Here is a 15,094-nt window from a genome sequence, read left to right as displayed (position 1 = left end):
TGATGAGTTGGAGATAAAGGGTATTCGAAAAATCACAGGTTTTGTGGAAGATGGCGTAGCAAAGGTACATGTCCATCTAAGAGGCAATCCGGCAGAAGTCCTAAAAGTACTTCGCTTACTACCTGATTTACCAAATGTACTCGGCATTGGTCAGTATGATCCCATCGCTAGACAGCAAAAAAGCCCGCTGGATCAGAGCGAGCTTTAGTAAAAAAACTTTGAGATGTTTATAGGATATCACGGACGATGGTCTATAGGCAAATAAGGAGAGCAAAAATTGAATAGCTTACCCATGCAACTAATCAATTCAGAGGTTATGCCATCCAATGGAATGATAACTCCAGCAGGTTCAATTGAACAGGCGATTGAGCAGTTCGAACTTTATCAAGAGTTAAAACTTCGATTAGGAAATCCGGATGACTTCCAACAAATTGGAAACAAAAAACATCCAAAAAAAAGCTTTGTCCGGAAAGTACAGCGATTTTTCAATGTATCCTGCGAGATTATAGAGGTTATGCCTTTTCACGATGAGAACAGACAAGTGATTGCTTGGTTAGCAAAGGCAAGAGCAGTACACCTTGGGACAGGAGCATTTCAAGAAGGCGATGGAGCCTGCTCCTATGATGAGAAAACTGCTGAAGATCCGCTAAAAGCAAAAAGACTTCGCACGATCCACAATGTTCGATCCCATGCTGTTACACGAGCAAAGAACCGGGCTATATTGGACTTGGTTGGTTTTGGAGATGTGAGTGCAGAAGAGATCAACATTGGAGATGGGGATTTCTTACTACAAGAAAGTGGCACCAAAACAAACTATCCGTTGATGGGACAAGCTACCACCAATCAGCGGAAAGCCATCTTCGCCATTGGGAAAGAAAAAGGCTTAACGAAAGATGAAGTGAAAAAGGTGAGCCGATTCCAAACGAAAAAAGAAAGCACACAGGAGTTAACCAAACAAGAGGCGAGTGATTTGATAAACCTTTTAAAAGAAGCAAAATATCCAGAGCTGATAGAAATGGTGAAAGCAGTAGAACAGGTAGAGAGTACCATAGAGGATACATTCGACGATCAGAACCTCGCTGTAGACATGGAAACGGGGGAGTTGATCTAGATGGCAGAACGTTATTTGGTGGAAGAGTCCCTCGAACATGATCTAGCTGATCTCGATCACTATATGAGGAAAATCAAGCAAGTATGGACATATGGCTGGACGGTTTACGAGACGCGACAGTCCATAGAACAAACAGTGAGAATGATGGAGCAAACCATAGAGAAGACCCGAACTAAAATCAACATCTAGGCGGCTAGTGTGCCGCCCAAAGTCGAAAAACTGTTCATCAGTTTGATCAATCCGAGAGAAAATGAGGGAGAGCATCATGAGGAAGTTTGCCGTTCGATTCAGTGAAACCAAAACAAAAGGCATGGAAAAGCTCCAAGTTGGGGATCAGATCGTGATTGATTCTGGATTGGAATGTACCATTCTGGAAGTTTTCCTTTACCAAAGTCGTAAAGTGTACAAAACAGATTGCATGGGTTTGGTGTATGCAGATGAATTAGAGGGGCGATAATTTCGCCCTTTCCCTATATAGAAAAGAAAGGCCGAACAGAATGAACTACATCAAAGAGTTGAATGCGTTTCGGGATTGGAGCATGTTGAACCGTCCTTCTATAGGTCAAGTTGCATTGTGGTACACCTTAATGTCGATCAACAACTGGACTGGGTGGCAAGAATGGTTCTCTACGCCCAATCAAACGCTTCAGCTAATGACTGGATTGTCCAGAGGCGGATTGGAGAATGCAAGAAGTTCTTTGATTCAGCAGGGAAGAATTCAGTACAAAAAAGGTCGTTCCAATCAAGCAGGGTCCTACAAGATTATTCCTTTCTTAATGAGTGACTATCAAAAAGTAGGCACAGAAGTGAGCACAGGAGTAGGCACACCAGCAGGCACAGAAAAAGCCGCTGAGTAGGACATTAAATAAACCAAACAAAACCAAACCAAACGAAACTGAAAAAGAAAAACAACAAAAAGAAAAGTCTCTTCTCTTGGCTACGCAAGTGGAGCAAATTTGGAATCACTATGTGCAGGTGTTTGGGAGTTTCTTTCCTCGAAAGCTGACCCTTACACCCAAACGCAAAAAAGCCATACAAGCCCGTCTGCAGGAAGGGTACTCCGTGGAGGAGATATCCCTTGCGATCAGCAATATCCGGAAATCTCCCTTCCACTGTGGGCAAAATGACGCGAATAAATTCTATGCAGATATCATCTTCATTTGCCGAGATGGAGGCAAAGTGGAGGAATGGATGAACCACCAAGGAGGAGCGCAGTATGGGAAATCTAGCAACGATACAGGAGCGGATCAAGAGAGTGAGGATGGAGTGGTCATCCAATTTGGCAAGTATGCCCGAACATGAGCATTCAGCCTATGACTGCCTTATTTGCAAAGATCAGGAATGGATCATTGATCCTCAAAATCCTTGGGCAGCTACGCCATGTCTTTGTGCAAAGCAAAAACAGCTTCACCGAAGGATACAAAACGCATTGATCCCAGAAGAGTTCGAGGAGGCACGTTTGGATAATTACCAAGTAACCTCACCTATCCAGCGTGAATTATTCCAAACGGCGAAACGGTATGTGGAGAATTTCCCTAAGATCCAACAAGGACGTCAAAATAGTATGGGGATGGTTGCAGAAGTAGGGGAAACGCAGATTAAGCGTATCCCCGACCTCAAACAGCGAGCCACCCTGATCCAAAAATACAACAGCTATGGACTAGGGAAAACCCATCTTCAGATCGCGATCGCAAAGGAGCTTTTACAACAGGGACATGCTGTTCTATGTATTTCCGATGTAGTATTCATGCACGATCTTGCTCAATCCAAGCGATATAACGATGAAGGTGCTGTATTTTATCGCCTTTTGGGTGGAGTAATCGAGGCCGAAGTTCTGGTCTGGGATGATATCGGAAAAGCAAATACACAGAAGCAAAAGAAGAGCTTTACTACCGCATTATCAACGAACGATACCGACAAAGGAAACCGATTCTTTTTTCCTCCAACGAAGATGAACTTACTATGTCAGAGAGGATTGGCGAAGCAGCTTTTTCTCGGCTTTACAGTATGGCGAAAGATTACTTTGTGAAAGTAAAGGGTTCTGATTATCGGGTGGAAGGGACTCGCACATGAGTACCGCTTTGATCAGGCAGTTAGAACGCACTCACTGTCGAAAGCAATCTCGAAAAGTATACCTTGCCTTGGAGGAACTGGATTTCACAAGGGATGAACGCGAAGTCGTACAGTTTGAAAGCCTATGGAGAGAAGGGATTAGCCTTTGGAACATTGCAGAGAGCTTTGGACGTGATCCAGATGAAGTATTGATTTTAGCCATAGATCGAGGGAGAAGAGGAACTATACACAAACGCGCAGGTGGTGTATTTGGAGAAGCCAAGCAAAATTCAGTTCACTGTACCGGGGAGAGCCGTTCCAGCAGTGAGAATGACACAAAAAAGCAAATGGATCAATCCACAAGCAAAACGGTATTTAGCATATAAAGAGGAAGTGAAATGGCGGGCTGAGCTCGCCACCTCTCAAAAATTAAGGGGAGATATACAAGTAGAAATTCAAGTCTACCTAAGAGGAAAACGCAGGATGGACATTGACAATATCGCTAAAAGTTTACTAGATGGATGCAACAGGATCTGTTATGACGATGACAGCCAAGTAACCTATCTCCAGATTCAGAAGCATCGTGTAGCAAACATAGAGGAACAACGAGTAGAACTCACCTTGCAACAAGCAAATTAGTATATTGAACAACTAGACGAAATAATTGAGATGGTAATCATGAAGGTCAAAGTAGCAAAGCATTATTGCAAAGGATGTATTTGGCTTTCTCTAGAGAAATCTTGCCCATTCAAGCGATGTGTGAAACGCTTTGGTTGGTCTATTGACAGAAAATAAAGATGAGAGAGGTGTTAAAAGGATGGATAGCAAACTTATAATCATACGATATCGGAAACCGTCTTACAAGAAAATAGTAGAACGTATACTAAGAGAATATCCGATTTTAAGAAATCTATAGTGGAAGATGAACCTTATCTTTATCCATCCTGTACAACATTTAAGGGAGAACGAATTGGAAAAGCTTATAGTGAGTACGTATCCTCGACAGAGCAATATGGCATTCGACGAGCAGAAAAACAAATGAAAGTAAAAAAAAAAGAACAAGCATTACAAGTGTTAAGCATGGATGAGAAAAAGTTAATTGAAAAACGATATTTTAATTTAAATGCTTTTAGTGATGAAATTATACATGAGCAATTGGGATGGAGTAAGAGAAGTTACTATCGGATAAAAAAGAATGCACTTTATAAGCTAGCGATTCTTTTGAATCTTATCTAATATGATTACTTTTGTTGAGAGGAAAGTCCTCTCTTTTTTTATTTTGTTGACAAAACAACGGTGTTTAAATTACACTTCATTATATCGTTATTTAACGATATAATGAAGGGAGGGATATCATGTTAGACGAAGAAATTCATTTGTTCCTTAAAGCATTAGCCAGCGAAAAAAGGCAAGAGATGATGTTTTTATTCTTACAGCAAGGAGAAGTGACAGTAAATGAAGTGGCTGAACGAATCGGGATAGGTCAATCCACTGCTTCCGAACAATTAGCGATTTTAAAGAGAGCTGGGATATTGCTTTCACGGAAGGAAGGGAAAGAAGTATATTATTTTCCTAACAAATCGAATGTGATGAAGCTCTTACAGCGTTTTACTTCTATCATCTCGGATTGTTGCAAATGAATATAGATACAAGCCGATAGGTTCTTCTTTTTTGATAAACATATCGTTGAAAAACGATATAAGAAAGGGTTATTTGAATGGAAAAAATATTAGATTCGATTGTCATAGGTGCTGGACAAGCAGGACTTGCTTCTGCCTATCATTTACAAAGGAGAAATATCGATTATTTGGTTCTCGAAGCTAGTAAGCAAACAGCAGGATCATGGCCGAACTATTACGACAGTTTAACTCTATTTTCACCTGCCAGATATTCTTCGTTTCCAGAGTATGCCTTTCCGGGTGATCCTGATCGATATCCTACAAAGGAAGAAGTGGTAACTTATTTAACCGATTATGCGAAACATTTTCACTTTCTTATTCGAACCGGAGAAAAAGTGAAGAGGGTTGAAAAAAAGAACAACCTGTTTCAAATCGAAACCGAATCTGGGAATCAATTCTTAGCGAAAACAGTAATTGCAGCAACTGGAGCTTTTTCTCATCCCTTTCTACCAAACATTCAAGGAAAAGAACAATATAAAGGGAGGGTATTACACTCCTGCCACTATCGAAAGGTAGACGAATTCCAAAATCAACGAGTGGTAGTGGTTGGAGGTGGGAACTCAGCAGTTCAGATTGCATATGAACTGGCACAAGTTGCACAGGTCTCCATTGCTACTCGGAAACCCATCTCTTTTAGTCCACAGCGAATTTTGGGAAAAGACGTACATTTTTGGTTAACGGTATCAGGCTTAGATCGTTTCTCACTTGCAAAAGGATTGGAAACTAAAGTTTCGGTACTCGATACAGGAATGTATCAAGAGGCAATCCATAATCAAAAACCGGACAGAAGAGAGATGTTTGTAACATTCACAGAGGAGGGAGTGAGGTGGAAAGATGGCACAGCAGAAAAGATAGACGCTGTTATCTTTGGTACAGGGTATCGTCCTAATGTTGCATATTTAAAATCACTTCCAAAAGCTTTGGACTCCCAAGGGAATCCCATTCAACAAAATGGAGTGAGTACTCATGTGGAAGGGCTGTATTTTGTTGGACTAAATGGGCAAAGGTCGTTTGCTTCTGCTACGCTTCGCGGGGTAGGAAAGGATGCAAAATATGTGATCCAAAAAGCCAAGTCGCTTCTCAATCGGTAAGATCGAATAAAATTATTTCAAAAAGTTGTTGACAGAGGAGAAGGGGAGATGTAGGATATAGACAAATAAATTACTTGCAATTTGCAAATAAACGCTTGAAAAATCTGCGTTGAGAGGTGGTGATCTGGTGGAGAACGTGCGTGAATTGATTCACATCATGACTCGTCGTTTTGGCTTTTTAGACAAAAACTGTTGTAGCGTTGGAGACACAGACCTTTCTCTTACGCAAAGTCATATCCTTTACGAAATTGATCGTCAGCATCAACCATCGATGCAACAAATAGCAGAGATATTAGGGATGGATATCACTACCTTTAGCAGACAGGTCCAATCTCTCGTCAAAAGGAAATTAGTGAAAAAGACACCCTCTCCAGATGATCGAAGAGTAAGTATTCTTTCCCTTACTACAGAAGGAACTTTTATTGCCACCCTGATTGATCAAGAAATGAATCAGTATTTGGAAGAAGTTTTTGGTTATATGAGCGAGGAAGAGAAAGATATGGTTCTCCGCTCGATCAAACTCTTAAATGCAAGCATGGCAAAATCGAAGAAGTTCTGCAATCCAATTGGATAATGCCTAGTCTTTTATCTAATATTTGCATTTTGCAACTAAATTTCCATTCTAAAAATAATAGGAGTGTTCCCGATGATTTTAAAACCCCATGTTGCTCTAAACGTAAGAAATTTGGATCAATCCGTACTCTTCTATACTAATTTATTTGGTGACGAACCTGTGAAAGTGAAACCTGGCTATGCGAAGTTTGATCTGGAACAACCTGCACTCAACTTCACATTAAATGAAGGCGGTGAAATTTCTGGTGGCTTAAATCACTTGGGTATTCAAGTATCCTCGACAGAAGATGTTTTAAAAGCCAAAGAAAGACTTCAACAAGCAAACTTAGCGACTTTTGATGAGATGAATACCAACTGTTGTTATGCCTGACAAGATAAAATCTGGGTCACCAGTCCAGATGGTCATCGTTGGGAGGTATTTACGGTTCACGAAGACGTAGACCACAACGATGATGTAAAAAACACCAAAGAAACAAGTTCTTCTTGCTGCCAATCATAAAGAATGCACATATGAATAGGGGAGTGGCATCTACCATGCAAAGTTTCTATGAAATCGAACAACTAACGAAAATCAAACAGGAAGAAATGCGCCAAGATTTATGTAATCGATCCTCTATGATCAAACAAAATGGACATACCTCTTTATTCGGGAGAATTCAATCCTTTTTTCATCGACCGACCGTTTTACAAGAGGAAGTTTGTTGCATGGATCAGGTATGCTGTGCCAACTAAATAGAAAGTGAATGAGATATCTATAAACATAAAAGAGAGTCACTCCTATAGAAGGAAGTGACTCTTTGCTTATTTCTTGGATTTAGCAAACTGTTGAATACGAGCTTCGATTTCATCCCGTACTCGTTTGAAGACAGCCCATTTTTCTTCTTCTGTTCCTTGTGCTCTTGCTGGATCATCAAATCCCCAATGATCTCGTTGTACATGTGGGGGAGTCATCGGGCATTTATCATTGGCATCTCCGCAAAGTGTGATGACATAATCCGCTTTATTTAGTAACTCAGGATCAATGATATCTGAAGTCTGTTTGGAGATATCAATTCCTTTTTCCGCCATGACTTCAACTGCTTTTGGATTTAGTCCATGTGCTTCAATGCCTGCACTATATACTTCGAATTCATCTCCTAAATAATTCTTTCCAAATCCTTCTGCGATCTGACTTCTGCAAGAGTTTCCTGTGCAAAGGAAGTAAATGATTTTCTTTTTACTCATCGATAACCCTCCTTGATGGTACTTGAAAGTATTTCTTTCGAAACCAAAATGCAACGTTCACCAAACCAATAAGAACAGGTACTTCTACCAATGGCCCAATAACCGCTGCAAAGGCAGCTCCGGAGTTAATCCCAAATACTCCAATAGCAACTGCAATCGCCAATTCAAAGTTGTTACTTGCTGCTGTAAAAGAAAGAGAAACAGTTTGTGAATAATCTGCTCCCGCCTTTTTTCCCATATAAAAAGAGATAAAGAACATGATGACAAAATAAATCAGTAAGGGGACAGCGATTTGGAGAACATCCAATGGCAATTGTAGAAGCTGATTTCCTTTTAGAGAGAACATGACAAAGATGGTAAAGAGGAGAGCGATCAAGGTAATGGGACTGATCATGGGAATAAAACTTTTTTCATACCATTCTCGATCCTTTGCTTTTACTAGACTAAATCGAGTGATCATTCCAGCAACGAAGGGAATACCAAGGTAAATTAATACACTTTCGGCTACTTGCCCCATTGTGATATAAACAGTTTGCCCTTTAAGTCCAAGCCAAGTAGGAAAAATCGTAAGGAACAAATAAGCATAAACAGAATAAAAGAGAATTTGAAATACGGAGTTAAAGGCAACTAACCCTGCTGCATATTCTCGGTTTCCCTTTGCTAATTCATTCCAAACAATGACCATTGCAATACATCGTGCTAAGCCAATTAAAATCAAACCTACCATGTATTCGGGTTTATCTCGTAAAAAGATAAGAGCTAGGGCAAACATAAGGATCGGACCAATTACCCAGTTTTGAACAAGTGATAAACCGAGAATTCGCACGTTGCGAAAAACTTGCCACAGTTCTTCATATCGAACTTTTGCTAGAGGAGGATACATCATCAAAATCAAACCAATAGCAATGGGAATAGAGGTAGTTCCAGCCTGATATTGGGTTAGGCTTTTTATCATACTTGGAAAAAGTGAACCTGCTCCAATTCCAATGCCCATTGCAAGAAAAATCCAGAGTGTTAAATAGCGATCCAAGAACGAAAGTCTTCTCATCACTCCACTCATCGGGTCACAACCTTTCCATCAAAATAGATGAATATAGGCGATAATTGCAGTTTAGTTACAAAGAACACGAAGTCCCTTTTTCTTTAGTTCCTCGATTTCCTTCTGCATGTCTGGAAGTGTTCCTAAAATCGATTCAAAAAAGGGATAGCTGCTACCATCCAAGGAATAAAAAACCCATTGTCCATTTCGACGTTCCTTCACCAACTTTGCTGTTTTGAGTTTCCTCATGTGTTGAGAAACAGCAGGTTGACTAATTTGGAGGATTTCTACAATCTCACAGACACATAGCTCCTCTTCTTTTAGTAAGGAAAGGATGTGTAAACGAGTCTTATCTCCAAGGACTTTATGACATTCTGCTAACTGCTCCAGTTCTAACATGGTTCATCACCTCATTCATATATAAGCATATGCTTATATATTTGTCAAAATGATTTTAAATCATAACATTACGATATTGAAATATTTGAATATCCATTGGAAAGGTCTTAGATGGCAACTTTCTGGCATTATTTTGTCACCAAATTCCTTTAGATAGTTACTAATATAGTAATTGGAGTAGTCTATTTTTCTGCTAATCGACTTATCTCTTGTGGGGTAATGCCCACTTTTTTATGTTTCAGGGAGAGGAATAATATGCATATCTAAATTATACTAATAGAACAAATTAATCCAGCACCCTATAACCCAAGGATTGACCTAAAACCAAACGATGTGGAATATCAAAAACTCCAACGCTCTATTCAGGAGTTTGGCTATGTAGAGCCACTTGTCTGGAACAAACGCACTGGTCATTTAGTAGGTGGACATCAGCGGTTTAAGATTTTAATAGATCAAGGGTTATCCGAAGTAGAATGTTCTGTTGTGGATCTAGATGAACAGAAAGAAAAAGCTCTTAACATTGCTCTTAACAAGATTAGTGGTGACTGGGATCTATTAAGATTAAAAGATTTACTGGAAGAGTTAGATGTAGGTGACTTTGATGTAGAGTTGACCGGATTCGATCACGATGAAATTGAGGATTTGATGACGCAATTCTTTGTTGAAGCTGATCCAGAAGAAGATGACTTTGATGTAAAGGAAGAGTTAGAAAGTATAGAAGAACCCATCACTCAAAAGGGAGATATCTGGGTACTTGGCAATCATCGTCTTATTTGTGGTGATGCAACTTTTACAGAAACTTTCCAACGATTAGTGAAGAATCAAGTGGTAGACATGGTCTTTACTGATCCACCTTATAATGTCGATTATACAGGAAAAACAAAGGAAGCTCTTAAAATTCAAAACGATAAAATGAACAATAGTCAGTTCTATCAATTTCTATATGATGCCTTTACCAATATGATTGCCGTCACTCAGCTAGGTGGCGGTATTTATATTTGTCACGCAGATAGCGAAGGAATCAACTTTCGCACTGCGATGGTAGATGCAGGTTGGGAGTTAAAACAATGCATCATTTGGGCGAAAAATGCGATGGTTCTCGGTAGGCAAGATTATCATTGGCAACATGAGCCTATCCTCTATGGATGGAAGCCCGGTGCAAGTCACCAATGGCATGGGGATCGAAAGCAAACCACGCTTTGGAATATCGATAGACCATCTCGGAACAAAGATCACCCGACGATGAAACCCATTGGTATTCCTGCAAAGGCAATACAAAACTCCTCCAAACAAGGAGACATTATTCTTGATCCTTTTCTTGGTTCCGGTTCTACCTTGATGGCAGCGGAACAAACAAACCGAGTCTGTTATGGGATTGAACTAGACCCAATCTACTGTGATGTGATTGTGAAAAGGTGGGAGGAGTATACGAATCAGAAAGCGGTGAAAGAAGGTGGCGAGACCTGAAAAATTAACGCCAGAAATACAACAGAAGATAGTGGACTCTCTTCGGATGGGTAACTATATCGAGACAGCATCTGCTTATGCAGGAATTAATAAAACGACACTATATGATTGGTTAAAACGTGGTGCAAGAGAGAAAAGAGGAAAGTATAAACAGTTTTCCAACGCAGTAGAAAAAGCAATGGCAGAAGCTGAAATGCGGGATGTCGCACTCATTGCACAAGCGGCAAAAGAGAACTGGCAGGCGGCTGCGTGGCGGCTAGAGCGAAAGTACCCGGCTCGTTGGGGCAGGAAGACACAGCACGAAGTTACAGGCAAAGACGGCAAGCCTGTGGAAATTACCAACTCCAAGCAACAGCTACTTGAAAAAATCAATGCCATCGTTCAGAAAAAGACGAGCCACGACGAGGAAAACCCGATCTAGGTCGGGCCCCCTTGTTGGATAGAAGGGAATTTATTCTACTTCTACATAGTTGGTGATGGTTGCTAGTGCTTCGTGGTAGTTTCCGCAAGCCATCACCTCTTTTGCCATTTTATTGGCTTGTTCCTGTTGCCCTGCTCTTCTTAGTGCTTGGCTGGCAAGTCCGATGAGGTTGAAGATATTTCCGTTTGCTCCGATTAATTTCGCTACAGGTTTCTGATTGGTTGTCATGGTTGTATTCCCCCTAGTTGTCGTGTGCCTTTTGGCATTGACATCATAGCTCTGTTATTGGTAGTAATCAACTAATTTATCAAATAATTCCTTAACGAAGTTTGAACGAAATAGAGATGGAGATGAATGAAGAGGCCACCATGATTATCCAGTTTGTGCTATATTAAAGTTTGAAAAGTTCTTTATATGTAAAGGATGAGAAATGATCGAGATACTTGAAATAAGCCAAAGAAAAGATTTTTTAGATGAAACCGTTAGAATATTTTGGGAGCAATGGGGGAATGAGCAAAACTACAAATTTTATCAAGATTGTATACTTCATTCATGCCGGACTACAGATGAAATCCCAAGATTTTACGTTGCACTGCTGAACGAATCTATCATTGGCACTTACGCATTATTAAGAAACGATCTCAACAGTCGTCAAGATTTATCCCCCTGGTTTGCTTGTTTATACGTCGATCCGGAGCATAGAGGGAAAAAAATTGGTTCCTATCTTCTTAAACATGCCCTTCAAGAGACTTATAAAAAAGGATATCAGAAACTTTATTTAACTACTGATCTAGAGGGTTATTACGAAAAATATGGCTGGACTCATACAACGGAAGCATATGGTTGTGTTAGCGGCAGATCGATGAAGGTATACGAAAAATCCACAAAGCAAAATAGTAGCTTACAAGAATGACTTGAGATCATTTTCTTTCTTATTTATCAAATAATTCCTTAATGAAGTTTGAACAGAATTTTGATGGAAATTAGATAGAGGAATCCCACGATTGTCCAAGGATACTCACGAGGAAAACCCGACCTAATCGGGTTTCTTTGCATGCCATGCGTTCTACAGGGAAAAGTTAGGCTTGCTTAAGGCTTGTATCAGTAAGTTTAGATGCAAGGGGTTGTTCGTCCAAGTTACGCCCCATCGATAGTCGTCGTTCCAGCTTAGGGAAGCGGTGATCGTGTATCCGATACCAAGCCCTGTCGCTGGTTGAACAGTCACCTTGATATCTGGTCCAGTTATAGCTTTTCCTTCGGCTATGTATCGTTCAATCGTTGGGCTGATTCGTTTTTTCGCTTCTTCTTCGTTATCGACTGCGTATTGGTAGAGGATACCGTCTAGTTCTCCTACTATGGTTTTTAGTTTGGAGCCAATGGCGTGAATTTGTTTGGGCTCCATTCCCTTTTGTTCGGCGTAGCTCCATTCTTGAAAAGTGTTCCGCAGGTTTTTTACTAATTCCATTTGATGTAATCCTCCTAGATGTAAGTGTTCTTCGCTTGCATGAACACATTAGCTCTGATTTTGGGATTAATCAACTATTTTATCAAATATTTCCTTAATGAATTTGGAACGAAAGTGGAATGGAGACTGGCGGAGAATTACACAGTATTATCCATTGGTGATCACAAGGAAAACCCGATCTAGTCGGGCTCCCTTTGGAAGGGGAGTTATAGTTTAAAGTTGGGATGGAGCAAGGCTTGTAAAAGTATGTTTACAGCTATTGGATCAGCTTCGTAGGTGAAGAAAAGTCCTTCAAAGGTGTTTCCGGTTTGGTAAGGCATGACGTAAAGGTTATATCCTTTTTCGCATTCGTCTTCAAACGTTTCGATTCGAATGCTGATGCCGTCCCCGATGAGGTATCTGTCATATTTCATTGCTTGTTTCTTTCGTCTTTCCACCATAGGGCTGAATCGTTTGGTAAATTCGTGGGGATTTTCAATTCGGTATTCAAAAATTTGCTCATTAAGTTTCGAACCTAGTTCGTGAATCTGTTCCTTGGTGTTGTTGTAATTTTTGATGGTAGCTTGCTTCAAAATGTCTCTTACTTGGTGTGCAATATTCATGGTGTGTTCCTCCTGATGTAGGCGTTCTTTGCTTGCATGAACACATTAGCTCTGTTTAAAGGATGAAGTAACCAAAATTATAAAAATATTCCTTAATAAAATTTAGACGTAAAACAAAAAAAAGCTCGGTTTTTACCGAGCATTCCTTTATAAATAGTTCGGTATCTCGTAGCCCATCTCAAATAGTTTTTTGCTATCTGCGGGGAGTAGGAGCCAATAGTGGTTGTCATCTCCTACGAGAATATTCGTAGGAAGGTGGTCGAGGTTTTGGGCATTTACCGCATACTCCAAATGGCGAAATCGGTAAATGGGACCGAGTAAATTCAAATCGTCTCGGGTGATTTTCTCCCCTTCCGATTCGATATCGATAAGGTAATCTTCCTCTGCTATTAATCTTCTCGCGTGTCTTGGTTCGGCTGCGCAGTATTGGAAATCTTCATTTACAATTACGACGAATTGTTGTTTGTTGTAGTACATGAAGTGGTACGCTTCTACTTTACTGGGGAATAGTTTTACTCGTGTTTTCATGGTGTTCCTCCTAGGTGTGTGTTTGCCTATCGCTTAGGCACACACAGATTACCTCTGTGTTTCGGCTTAATCAACCAATTATGAGAAAATATTCCTTAATAAAATTTGTCTGCAAAGTGTGATGAATATGGAGCTATCAAGAACGGAAAACGAATCCATAGCGATGCAAGTGAGCCAGCTTCTGGAGGACGAACGGAGGCAACTGTTGGATGCATTATCCAACGAGGAAGCAAATGCCCTTTTGTATCAATGGGGATTTTGGGCTCGACCTAATCAACTTCCTCCAAAGGGAAACTGGCGGACATGGCTCTTACTAGCCGGACGTGGCTTTGGAAAAACCAGAACAGGGGCAGAGTATATCATCGAGCAAATCAGGACAGAGAAAGCCACACGAGTGGCTCTCGTTGCGCCTACACCAGCAGATGCAAGGGATGTCATGATTCAAGGAGAGAGTGGCATCTTAACAATCAGCCCGCCTTGGTTTATGCCGAAGTATGAGCCTTCGAAGCGCAGGATTACATGGCCGAATGGAGCGATTGCTACTATCTACTCTGGTGCACATCCGGATCAACTACGGGGACCGCAGCACGAACTGGCATGGGCGGATGAACTTGCAGCGTGGAAGTATCCGCAAGAGACATGGGACATGCTTATGTTTGGACTTCGGTTAGGTACAAACCCAAGGGTAGTCGTCACCACCACACCCAAGCCGATCCCTGTGGTGCAGTCGCTTGTAAAAGCACAGACAACAGCGGTAACCAAGGGTTCAACGTTTGATAACGCAGTAAACCTAGCTCCTGCCTTCTTGGAACAAATCGTGACCAAGTATGAAGGAACTCGTTTGGGAAGACAGGAGTTGTATGCGGAGATCTTGGACGATGTGCCAGGAGCTTTGTGGAAGCGTCAAATGCTGGAGGATACACGGGTGGGAGAACATCCAGAGTTGATACGAGTCATCATTGGAATCGATCCAGCTGCAACGGAAAATGAGGAATCGGATGAAACGGGCATTGTAGTAGTTGGCAAAGGGGTGGATGGACATGCCTATGTCTTAGATGATCTTTCTCTGCATGCTTCTCCGGATGGTTGGGCACGAACAGCAGTTACTGCCTACTATAACTACGAAGCGGATCGGATAGTCGCAGAGATCAACAACGGTGGGGATATGGTGGAGCATACGATCCGAACTGTAGACAAAACAGTGTCCTACAAAAAGGTACATGCCAGTAGAGGGAAACTCACAAGAGCAGAACCGATTGCTGCTTTGTATGAGCAAGGGAAGGTGCATCATGTAGGAAGCTTCGGGACACTAGAAGATCAGATGTGTACATGGGCTCCGAGTCAGATGCAGTCCCCTGACCGAATGGATGCACTAGTTTGGGCATTAACGGAATTGATGTTAAAGAAGGACAAACCAACGGTGAAAGCAAGAGTGGTCTAGGA

General features: G+C 41.0%; 26 protein-coding genes. 19 read left to right on the top strand and 7 right to left on the bottom strand.

Translation table 11 applies throughout. The annotated features are described in order from the left end of the window. The 15 genes from AC5WOE_RS09585 to AC5WOE_RS09515 form a co-directional block, all read left to right on the top strand. Nucleotides 1-208: hypothetical protein (locus AC5WOE_RS09585; protein ID WP_496052488.1), on the top strand; the 208-nt coding region annotated here is incomplete at its 5' end. 69 nt (nucleotides 209-277) lie between these two features. Then, entirely contained in the window at nucleotides 278-1,111 is an 834-nt protein-coding gene (locus tag AC5WOE_RS09580) for a hypothetical protein (RefSeq protein ID WP_496052487.1), read from the top strand. After that, nucleotides 1,112-1,300 carry a hypothetical protein gene (locus AC5WOE_RS09575; RefSeq protein WP_496052486.1) on the top strand — a complete coding sequence of 63 codons (189 nt, stop codon included), beginning with the start codon at nucleotides 1,112-1,114 and terminating at the stop codon, nucleotides 1,298-1,300. A gap of 76 nt (nucleotides 1,301-1,376) precedes the next feature. After that, nucleotides 1,377-1,568 carry a hypothetical protein gene (locus AC5WOE_RS09570; RefSeq protein ID WP_496052485.1) on the top strand — a complete coding sequence of 64 codons (192 nt, stop codon included), beginning with the start codon at nucleotides 1,377-1,379 and terminating at the stop codon, nucleotides 1,566-1,568. 40 nt (nucleotides 1,569-1,608) lie between these two features. After that, the gene (locus tag AC5WOE_RS09565; RefSeq protein ID WP_496052484.1) at nucleotides 1,609-1,968 is read left to right on the top strand and encodes a hypothetical protein; all 360 of its coding nucleotides are present in this window, start codon (nucleotides 1,609-1,611) and stop codon (nucleotides 1,966-1,968) included. A gap of 76 nt (nucleotides 1,969-2,044) precedes the next feature. Further along, nucleotides 2,045-2,413, top strand: a complete 369-nt coding sequence (locus AC5WOE_RS09560; RefSeq protein WP_496052483.1) for a hypothetical protein — start codon at nucleotides 2,045-2,047, stop codon at nucleotides 2,411-2,413. Beyond that, nucleotides 2,328-3,140 carry a DnaA ATPase domain-containing protein gene (locus AC5WOE_RS09555; RefSeq protein ID WP_496052482.1) on the top strand — a complete coding sequence of 271 codons (813 nt, stop codon included), beginning with the start codon at nucleotides 2,328-2,330 and terminating at the stop codon, nucleotides 3,138-3,140. The genes AC5WOE_RS09560 and AC5WOE_RS09555 overlap by 86 nt, the downstream gene beginning before the upstream one ends. Before the next feature lie 40 nt (nucleotides 3,141-3,180). Then, nucleotides 3,181-3,549 carry a hypothetical protein gene (locus AC5WOE_RS09550; RefSeq protein ID WP_496052481.1) on the top strand — a complete coding sequence of 123 codons (369 nt, stop codon included), beginning with the start codon at nucleotides 3,181-3,183 and terminating at the stop codon, nucleotides 3,547-3,549. After that, entirely contained in the window at nucleotides 3,494-3,802 is a 309-nt protein-coding gene (locus AC5WOE_RS09545) for a RusA family crossover junction endodeoxyribonuclease (protein ID WP_496052501.1), read from the top strand. The genes AC5WOE_RS09550 and AC5WOE_RS09545 overlap by 56 nt, the downstream gene beginning before the upstream one ends. 276 nt (nucleotides 3,803-4,078) lie before the next feature. Continuing rightward, nucleotides 4,079-4,399 (top strand): ArpU family phage packaging/lysis transcriptional regulator, encoded by a 321-nt coding sequence (locus AC5WOE_RS09540; RefSeq protein ID WP_496052480.1) that lies wholly within the window; start codon nucleotides 4,079-4,081, stop codon nucleotides 4,397-4,399. Nucleotides 4,400-4,518: 119 nt separating this feature from the next. Next, nucleotides 4,519-4,803 (top strand): ArsR/SmtB family transcription factor, encoded by a 285-nt coding sequence (locus AC5WOE_RS09535; protein ID WP_496052479.1) that lies wholly within the window; start codon nucleotides 4,519-4,521, stop codon nucleotides 4,801-4,803. A gap of 77 nt (nucleotides 4,804-4,880) precedes the next feature. Next, nucleotides 4,881-5,933: a flavin-containing monooxygenase gene (locus AC5WOE_RS09530; RefSeq protein ID WP_496052478.1), complete on the top strand. Its 1,053-nt coding sequence runs from the start codon at nucleotides 4,881-4,883 to the stop codon at nucleotides 5,931-5,933. A 127-nt stretch (nucleotides 5,934-6,060) separates the two neighbouring features. After that, nucleotides 6,061-6,507, top strand: coding sequence for a MarR family winged helix-turn-helix transcriptional regulator (locus tag AC5WOE_RS09525; RefSeq protein WP_496052477.1), 447 nt, complete (start codon nucleotides 6,061-6,063; stop codon nucleotides 6,505-6,507). A 72-nt stretch (nucleotides 6,508-6,579) separates the two neighbouring features. Then, complete coding sequence (locus AC5WOE_RS09520) at nucleotides 6,580-6,876, top strand: ArsI/CadI family heavy metal resistance metalloenzyme (protein ID WP_496052476.1); 297 nt, start codon at nucleotides 6,580-6,582, stop codon at nucleotides 6,874-6,876. Nucleotides 6,877-7,040: 164 nt separating this feature from the next. Beyond that, entirely contained in the window at nucleotides 7,041-7,238 is a 198-nt protein-coding gene (locus AC5WOE_RS09515) for a hypothetical protein (protein ID WP_496051079.1), read from the top strand. A 69-nt stretch (nucleotides 7,239-7,307) separates the two neighbouring features. Here AC5WOE_RS09515 and arsC read toward each other — a convergent pair whose 3' ends face one another. The 3 genes from arsC to AC5WOE_RS09500 all read right to left on the bottom strand — a co-directional run bounded on the left by arsC (nucleotide 7,308) and on the right by AC5WOE_RS09500 (nucleotide 9,168). Next, nucleotides 7,308-7,730 (bottom strand): arsenate reductase (thioredoxin), encoded by a 423-nt coding sequence (gene arsC / locus AC5WOE_RS09510; protein ID WP_496051080.1) that lies wholly within the window; start codon nucleotides 7,728-7,730, stop codon nucleotides 7,308-7,310. Then, nucleotides 7,723-8,778 (bottom strand): ACR3 family arsenite efflux transporter, encoded by a 1,056-nt coding sequence (gene arsB, locus AC5WOE_RS09505; RefSeq protein WP_496051119.1) that lies wholly within the window; start codon nucleotides 8,776-8,778, stop codon nucleotides 7,723-7,725. Before arsB ends, arsC begins: the two co-directional genes overlap by 8 nt. 63 nt (nucleotides 8,779-8,841) lie before the next feature. Then, the gene (locus AC5WOE_RS09500; RefSeq protein ID WP_496051081.1) at nucleotides 8,842-9,168 is read right to left on the bottom strand and encodes an ArsR/SmtB family transcription factor; all 327 of its coding nucleotides are present in this window, start codon (nucleotides 9,166-9,168) and stop codon (nucleotides 8,842-8,844) included. 267 nt (nucleotides 9,169-9,435) lie between these two features. Here AC5WOE_RS09500 and AC5WOE_RS09495 point away from each other — a divergent pair, with 267 nt between their 5' ends. Together AC5WOE_RS09495 and AC5WOE_RS09490 are read left to right on the top strand one after the other, a co-directional pair. Further along, on the top strand, nucleotides 9,436-10,635 hold the full coding sequence (locus tag AC5WOE_RS09495; RefSeq protein WP_496052500.1) for a site-specific DNA-methyltransferase: 1,200 nt from the start codon (nucleotides 9,436-9,438) through the stop codon (nucleotides 10,633-10,635). Beyond that, a complete protein-coding gene (locus tag AC5WOE_RS09490; protein ID WP_496051083.1) occupies nucleotides 10,622-11,056 on the top strand; it encodes a hypothetical protein in 435 nt (144 codons plus the stop codon). The genes AC5WOE_RS09495 and AC5WOE_RS09490 overlap by 14 nt, the downstream gene beginning before the upstream one ends. Before the next feature lie 30 nt (nucleotides 11,057-11,086). On the opposite strand, the gene AC5WOE_RS09485 is transcribed toward AC5WOE_RS09490, so the two are convergent. Further along, the gene (locus AC5WOE_RS09485) at nucleotides 11,087-11,284 is read right to left on the bottom strand and encodes a hypothetical protein (RefSeq protein WP_496051084.1); all 198 of its coding nucleotides are present in this window, start codon (nucleotides 11,282-11,284) and stop codon (nucleotides 11,087-11,089) included. A gap of 202 nt (nucleotides 11,285-11,486) precedes the next feature. Between AC5WOE_RS09485 and AC5WOE_RS09480 the strand changes: the two genes are divergently transcribed. Then, on the top strand, nucleotides 11,487-11,969 hold the full coding sequence (locus AC5WOE_RS09480) for a GNAT family N-acetyltransferase (protein WP_496051085.1): 483 nt from the start codon (nucleotides 11,487-11,489) through the stop codon (nucleotides 11,967-11,969). A gap of 153 nt (nucleotides 11,970-12,122) precedes the next feature. On the opposite strand, the gene AC5WOE_RS09475 is transcribed toward AC5WOE_RS09480, so the two are convergent. The 3 genes from AC5WOE_RS09475 to AC5WOE_RS09465 form a co-directional block, all read right to left on the bottom strand. Continuing rightward, on the bottom strand, nucleotides 12,123-12,521 hold the full coding sequence (locus AC5WOE_RS09475) for a hypothetical protein (RefSeq protein ID WP_496051086.1): 399 nt from the start codon (nucleotides 12,519-12,521) through the stop codon (nucleotides 12,123-12,125). Between the two features lie 206 nt (nucleotides 12,522-12,727). After that, nucleotides 12,728-13,123 carry a hypothetical protein gene (locus AC5WOE_RS09470; protein WP_496051087.1) on the bottom strand — a complete coding sequence of 132 codons (396 nt, stop codon included), beginning with the start codon at nucleotides 13,121-13,123 and terminating at the stop codon, nucleotides 12,728-12,730. 147 nt (nucleotides 13,124-13,270) lie between these two features. Then, nucleotides 13,271-13,651: a hypothetical protein gene (locus AC5WOE_RS09465; protein ID WP_496051088.1), complete on the bottom strand. Its 381-nt coding sequence runs from the start codon at nucleotides 13,649-13,651 to the stop codon at nucleotides 13,271-13,273. 127 nt (nucleotides 13,652-13,778) lie between these two features. On the opposite strand from AC5WOE_RS09465, the gene AC5WOE_RS09460 reads away from it, so the two are divergent. Then, the gene (locus AC5WOE_RS09460; RefSeq protein WP_496051089.1) at nucleotides 13,779-15,092 is read left to right on the top strand and encodes a DNA-packaging protein; all 1,314 of its coding nucleotides are present in this window, start codon (nucleotides 13,779-13,781) and stop codon (nucleotides 15,090-15,092) included. Nucleotides 15,093-15,094 lie beyond the last annotated feature (2 nt).

The sequence above is a fragment of the Shimazuella sp. NTD248 genome, from assembly GCF_059510395.1.
Note: the sequence above shows the minus strand (reverse complement) of the source record. Positions and strands in the feature narration are given on the sequence as shown.

Excerpts from the sequence above, each read along its gene's own strand:
- AC5WOE_RS09565 (WP_496052484.1), top strand. The coding sequence starts at position 1,609 with ATGAACTACATCAAAGAGTTGAATGCGTTTCGGGATTGGAGCATGTTG.
- AC5WOE_RS09550 (WP_496052481.1), top strand. The coding sequence starts at position 3,181 with ATGAGTACCGCTTTGATCAGGCAGTTAGAACGCACTCACTGTCGAAAG.
- AC5WOE_RS09485 (WP_496051084.1), bottom strand. The coding sequence starts at position 11,284 with ATGACAACCAATCAGAAACCTGTAGCGAAATTAATCGGAGCAAACGGA.
- AC5WOE_RS09460 (WP_496051089.1), top strand. The coding sequence starts at position 13,779 with ATGGAGCTATCAAGAACGGAAAACGAATCCATAGCGATGCAAGTGAGC.
- AC5WOE_RS09465 (WP_496051088.1), bottom strand. The coding sequence starts at position 13,651 with ATGAAAACACGAGTAAAACTATTCCCCAGTAAAGTAGAAGCGTACCAC.
- AC5WOE_RS09515 (WP_496051079.1), top strand. The coding sequence starts at position 7,041 with ATGCAAAGTTTCTATGAAATCGAACAACTAACGAAAATCAAACAGGAA.
- arsB (WP_496051119.1), bottom strand. The coding sequence starts at position 8,778 with ATGAGAAGACTTTCGTTCTTGGATCGCTATTTAACACTCTGGATTTTT.
- AC5WOE_RS09575 (WP_496052486.1), top strand. The coding sequence starts at position 1,112 with ATGGCAGAACGTTATTTGGTGGAAGAGTCCCTCGAACATGATCTAGCT.
- AC5WOE_RS09475 (WP_496051086.1), bottom strand. The coding sequence starts at position 12,521 with ATGGAATTAGTAAAAAACCTGCGGAACACTTTTCAAGAATGGAGCTAC.
- AC5WOE_RS09500 (WP_496051081.1), bottom strand. The coding sequence starts at position 9,168 with ATGTTAGAACTGGAGCAGTTAGCAGAATGTCATAAAGTCCTTGGAGAT.
- AC5WOE_RS09530 (WP_496052478.1), top strand. The coding sequence starts at position 4,881 with ATGGAAAAAATATTAGATTCGATTGTCATAGGTGCTGGACAAGCAGGA.
- AC5WOE_RS09470 (WP_496051087.1), bottom strand. The coding sequence starts at position 13,123 with ATGAATATTGCACACCAAGTAAGAGACATTTTGAAGCAAGCTACCATC.
- AC5WOE_RS09570 (WP_496052485.1), top strand. The coding sequence starts at position 1,377 with ATGAGGAAGTTTGCCGTTCGATTCAGTGAAACCAAAACAAAAGGCATG.
- AC5WOE_RS09555 (WP_496052482.1), top strand. The coding sequence starts at position 2,328 with ATGGGAAATCTAGCAACGATACAGGAGCGGATCAAGAGAGTGAGGATG.
- arsC (WP_496051080.1), bottom strand. The coding sequence starts at position 7,730 with ATGAGTAAAAAGAAAATCATTTACTTCCTTTGCACAGGAAACTCTTGC.
- AC5WOE_RS09520 (WP_496052476.1), top strand. The coding sequence starts at position 6,580 with ATGATTTTAAAACCCCATGTTGCTCTAAACGTAAGAAATTTGGATCAA.
- AC5WOE_RS09535 (WP_496052479.1), top strand. The coding sequence starts at position 4,519 with ATGTTAGACGAAGAAATTCATTTGTTCCTTAAAGCATTAGCCAGCGAA.
- AC5WOE_RS09545 (WP_496052501.1), top strand. The coding sequence starts at position 3,494 with ATGACACAAAAAAGCAAATGGATCAATCCACAAGCAAAACGGTATTTA.
- AC5WOE_RS09480 (WP_496051085.1), top strand. The coding sequence starts at position 11,487 with ATGATCGAGATACTTGAAATAAGCCAAAGAAAAGATTTTTTAGATGAA.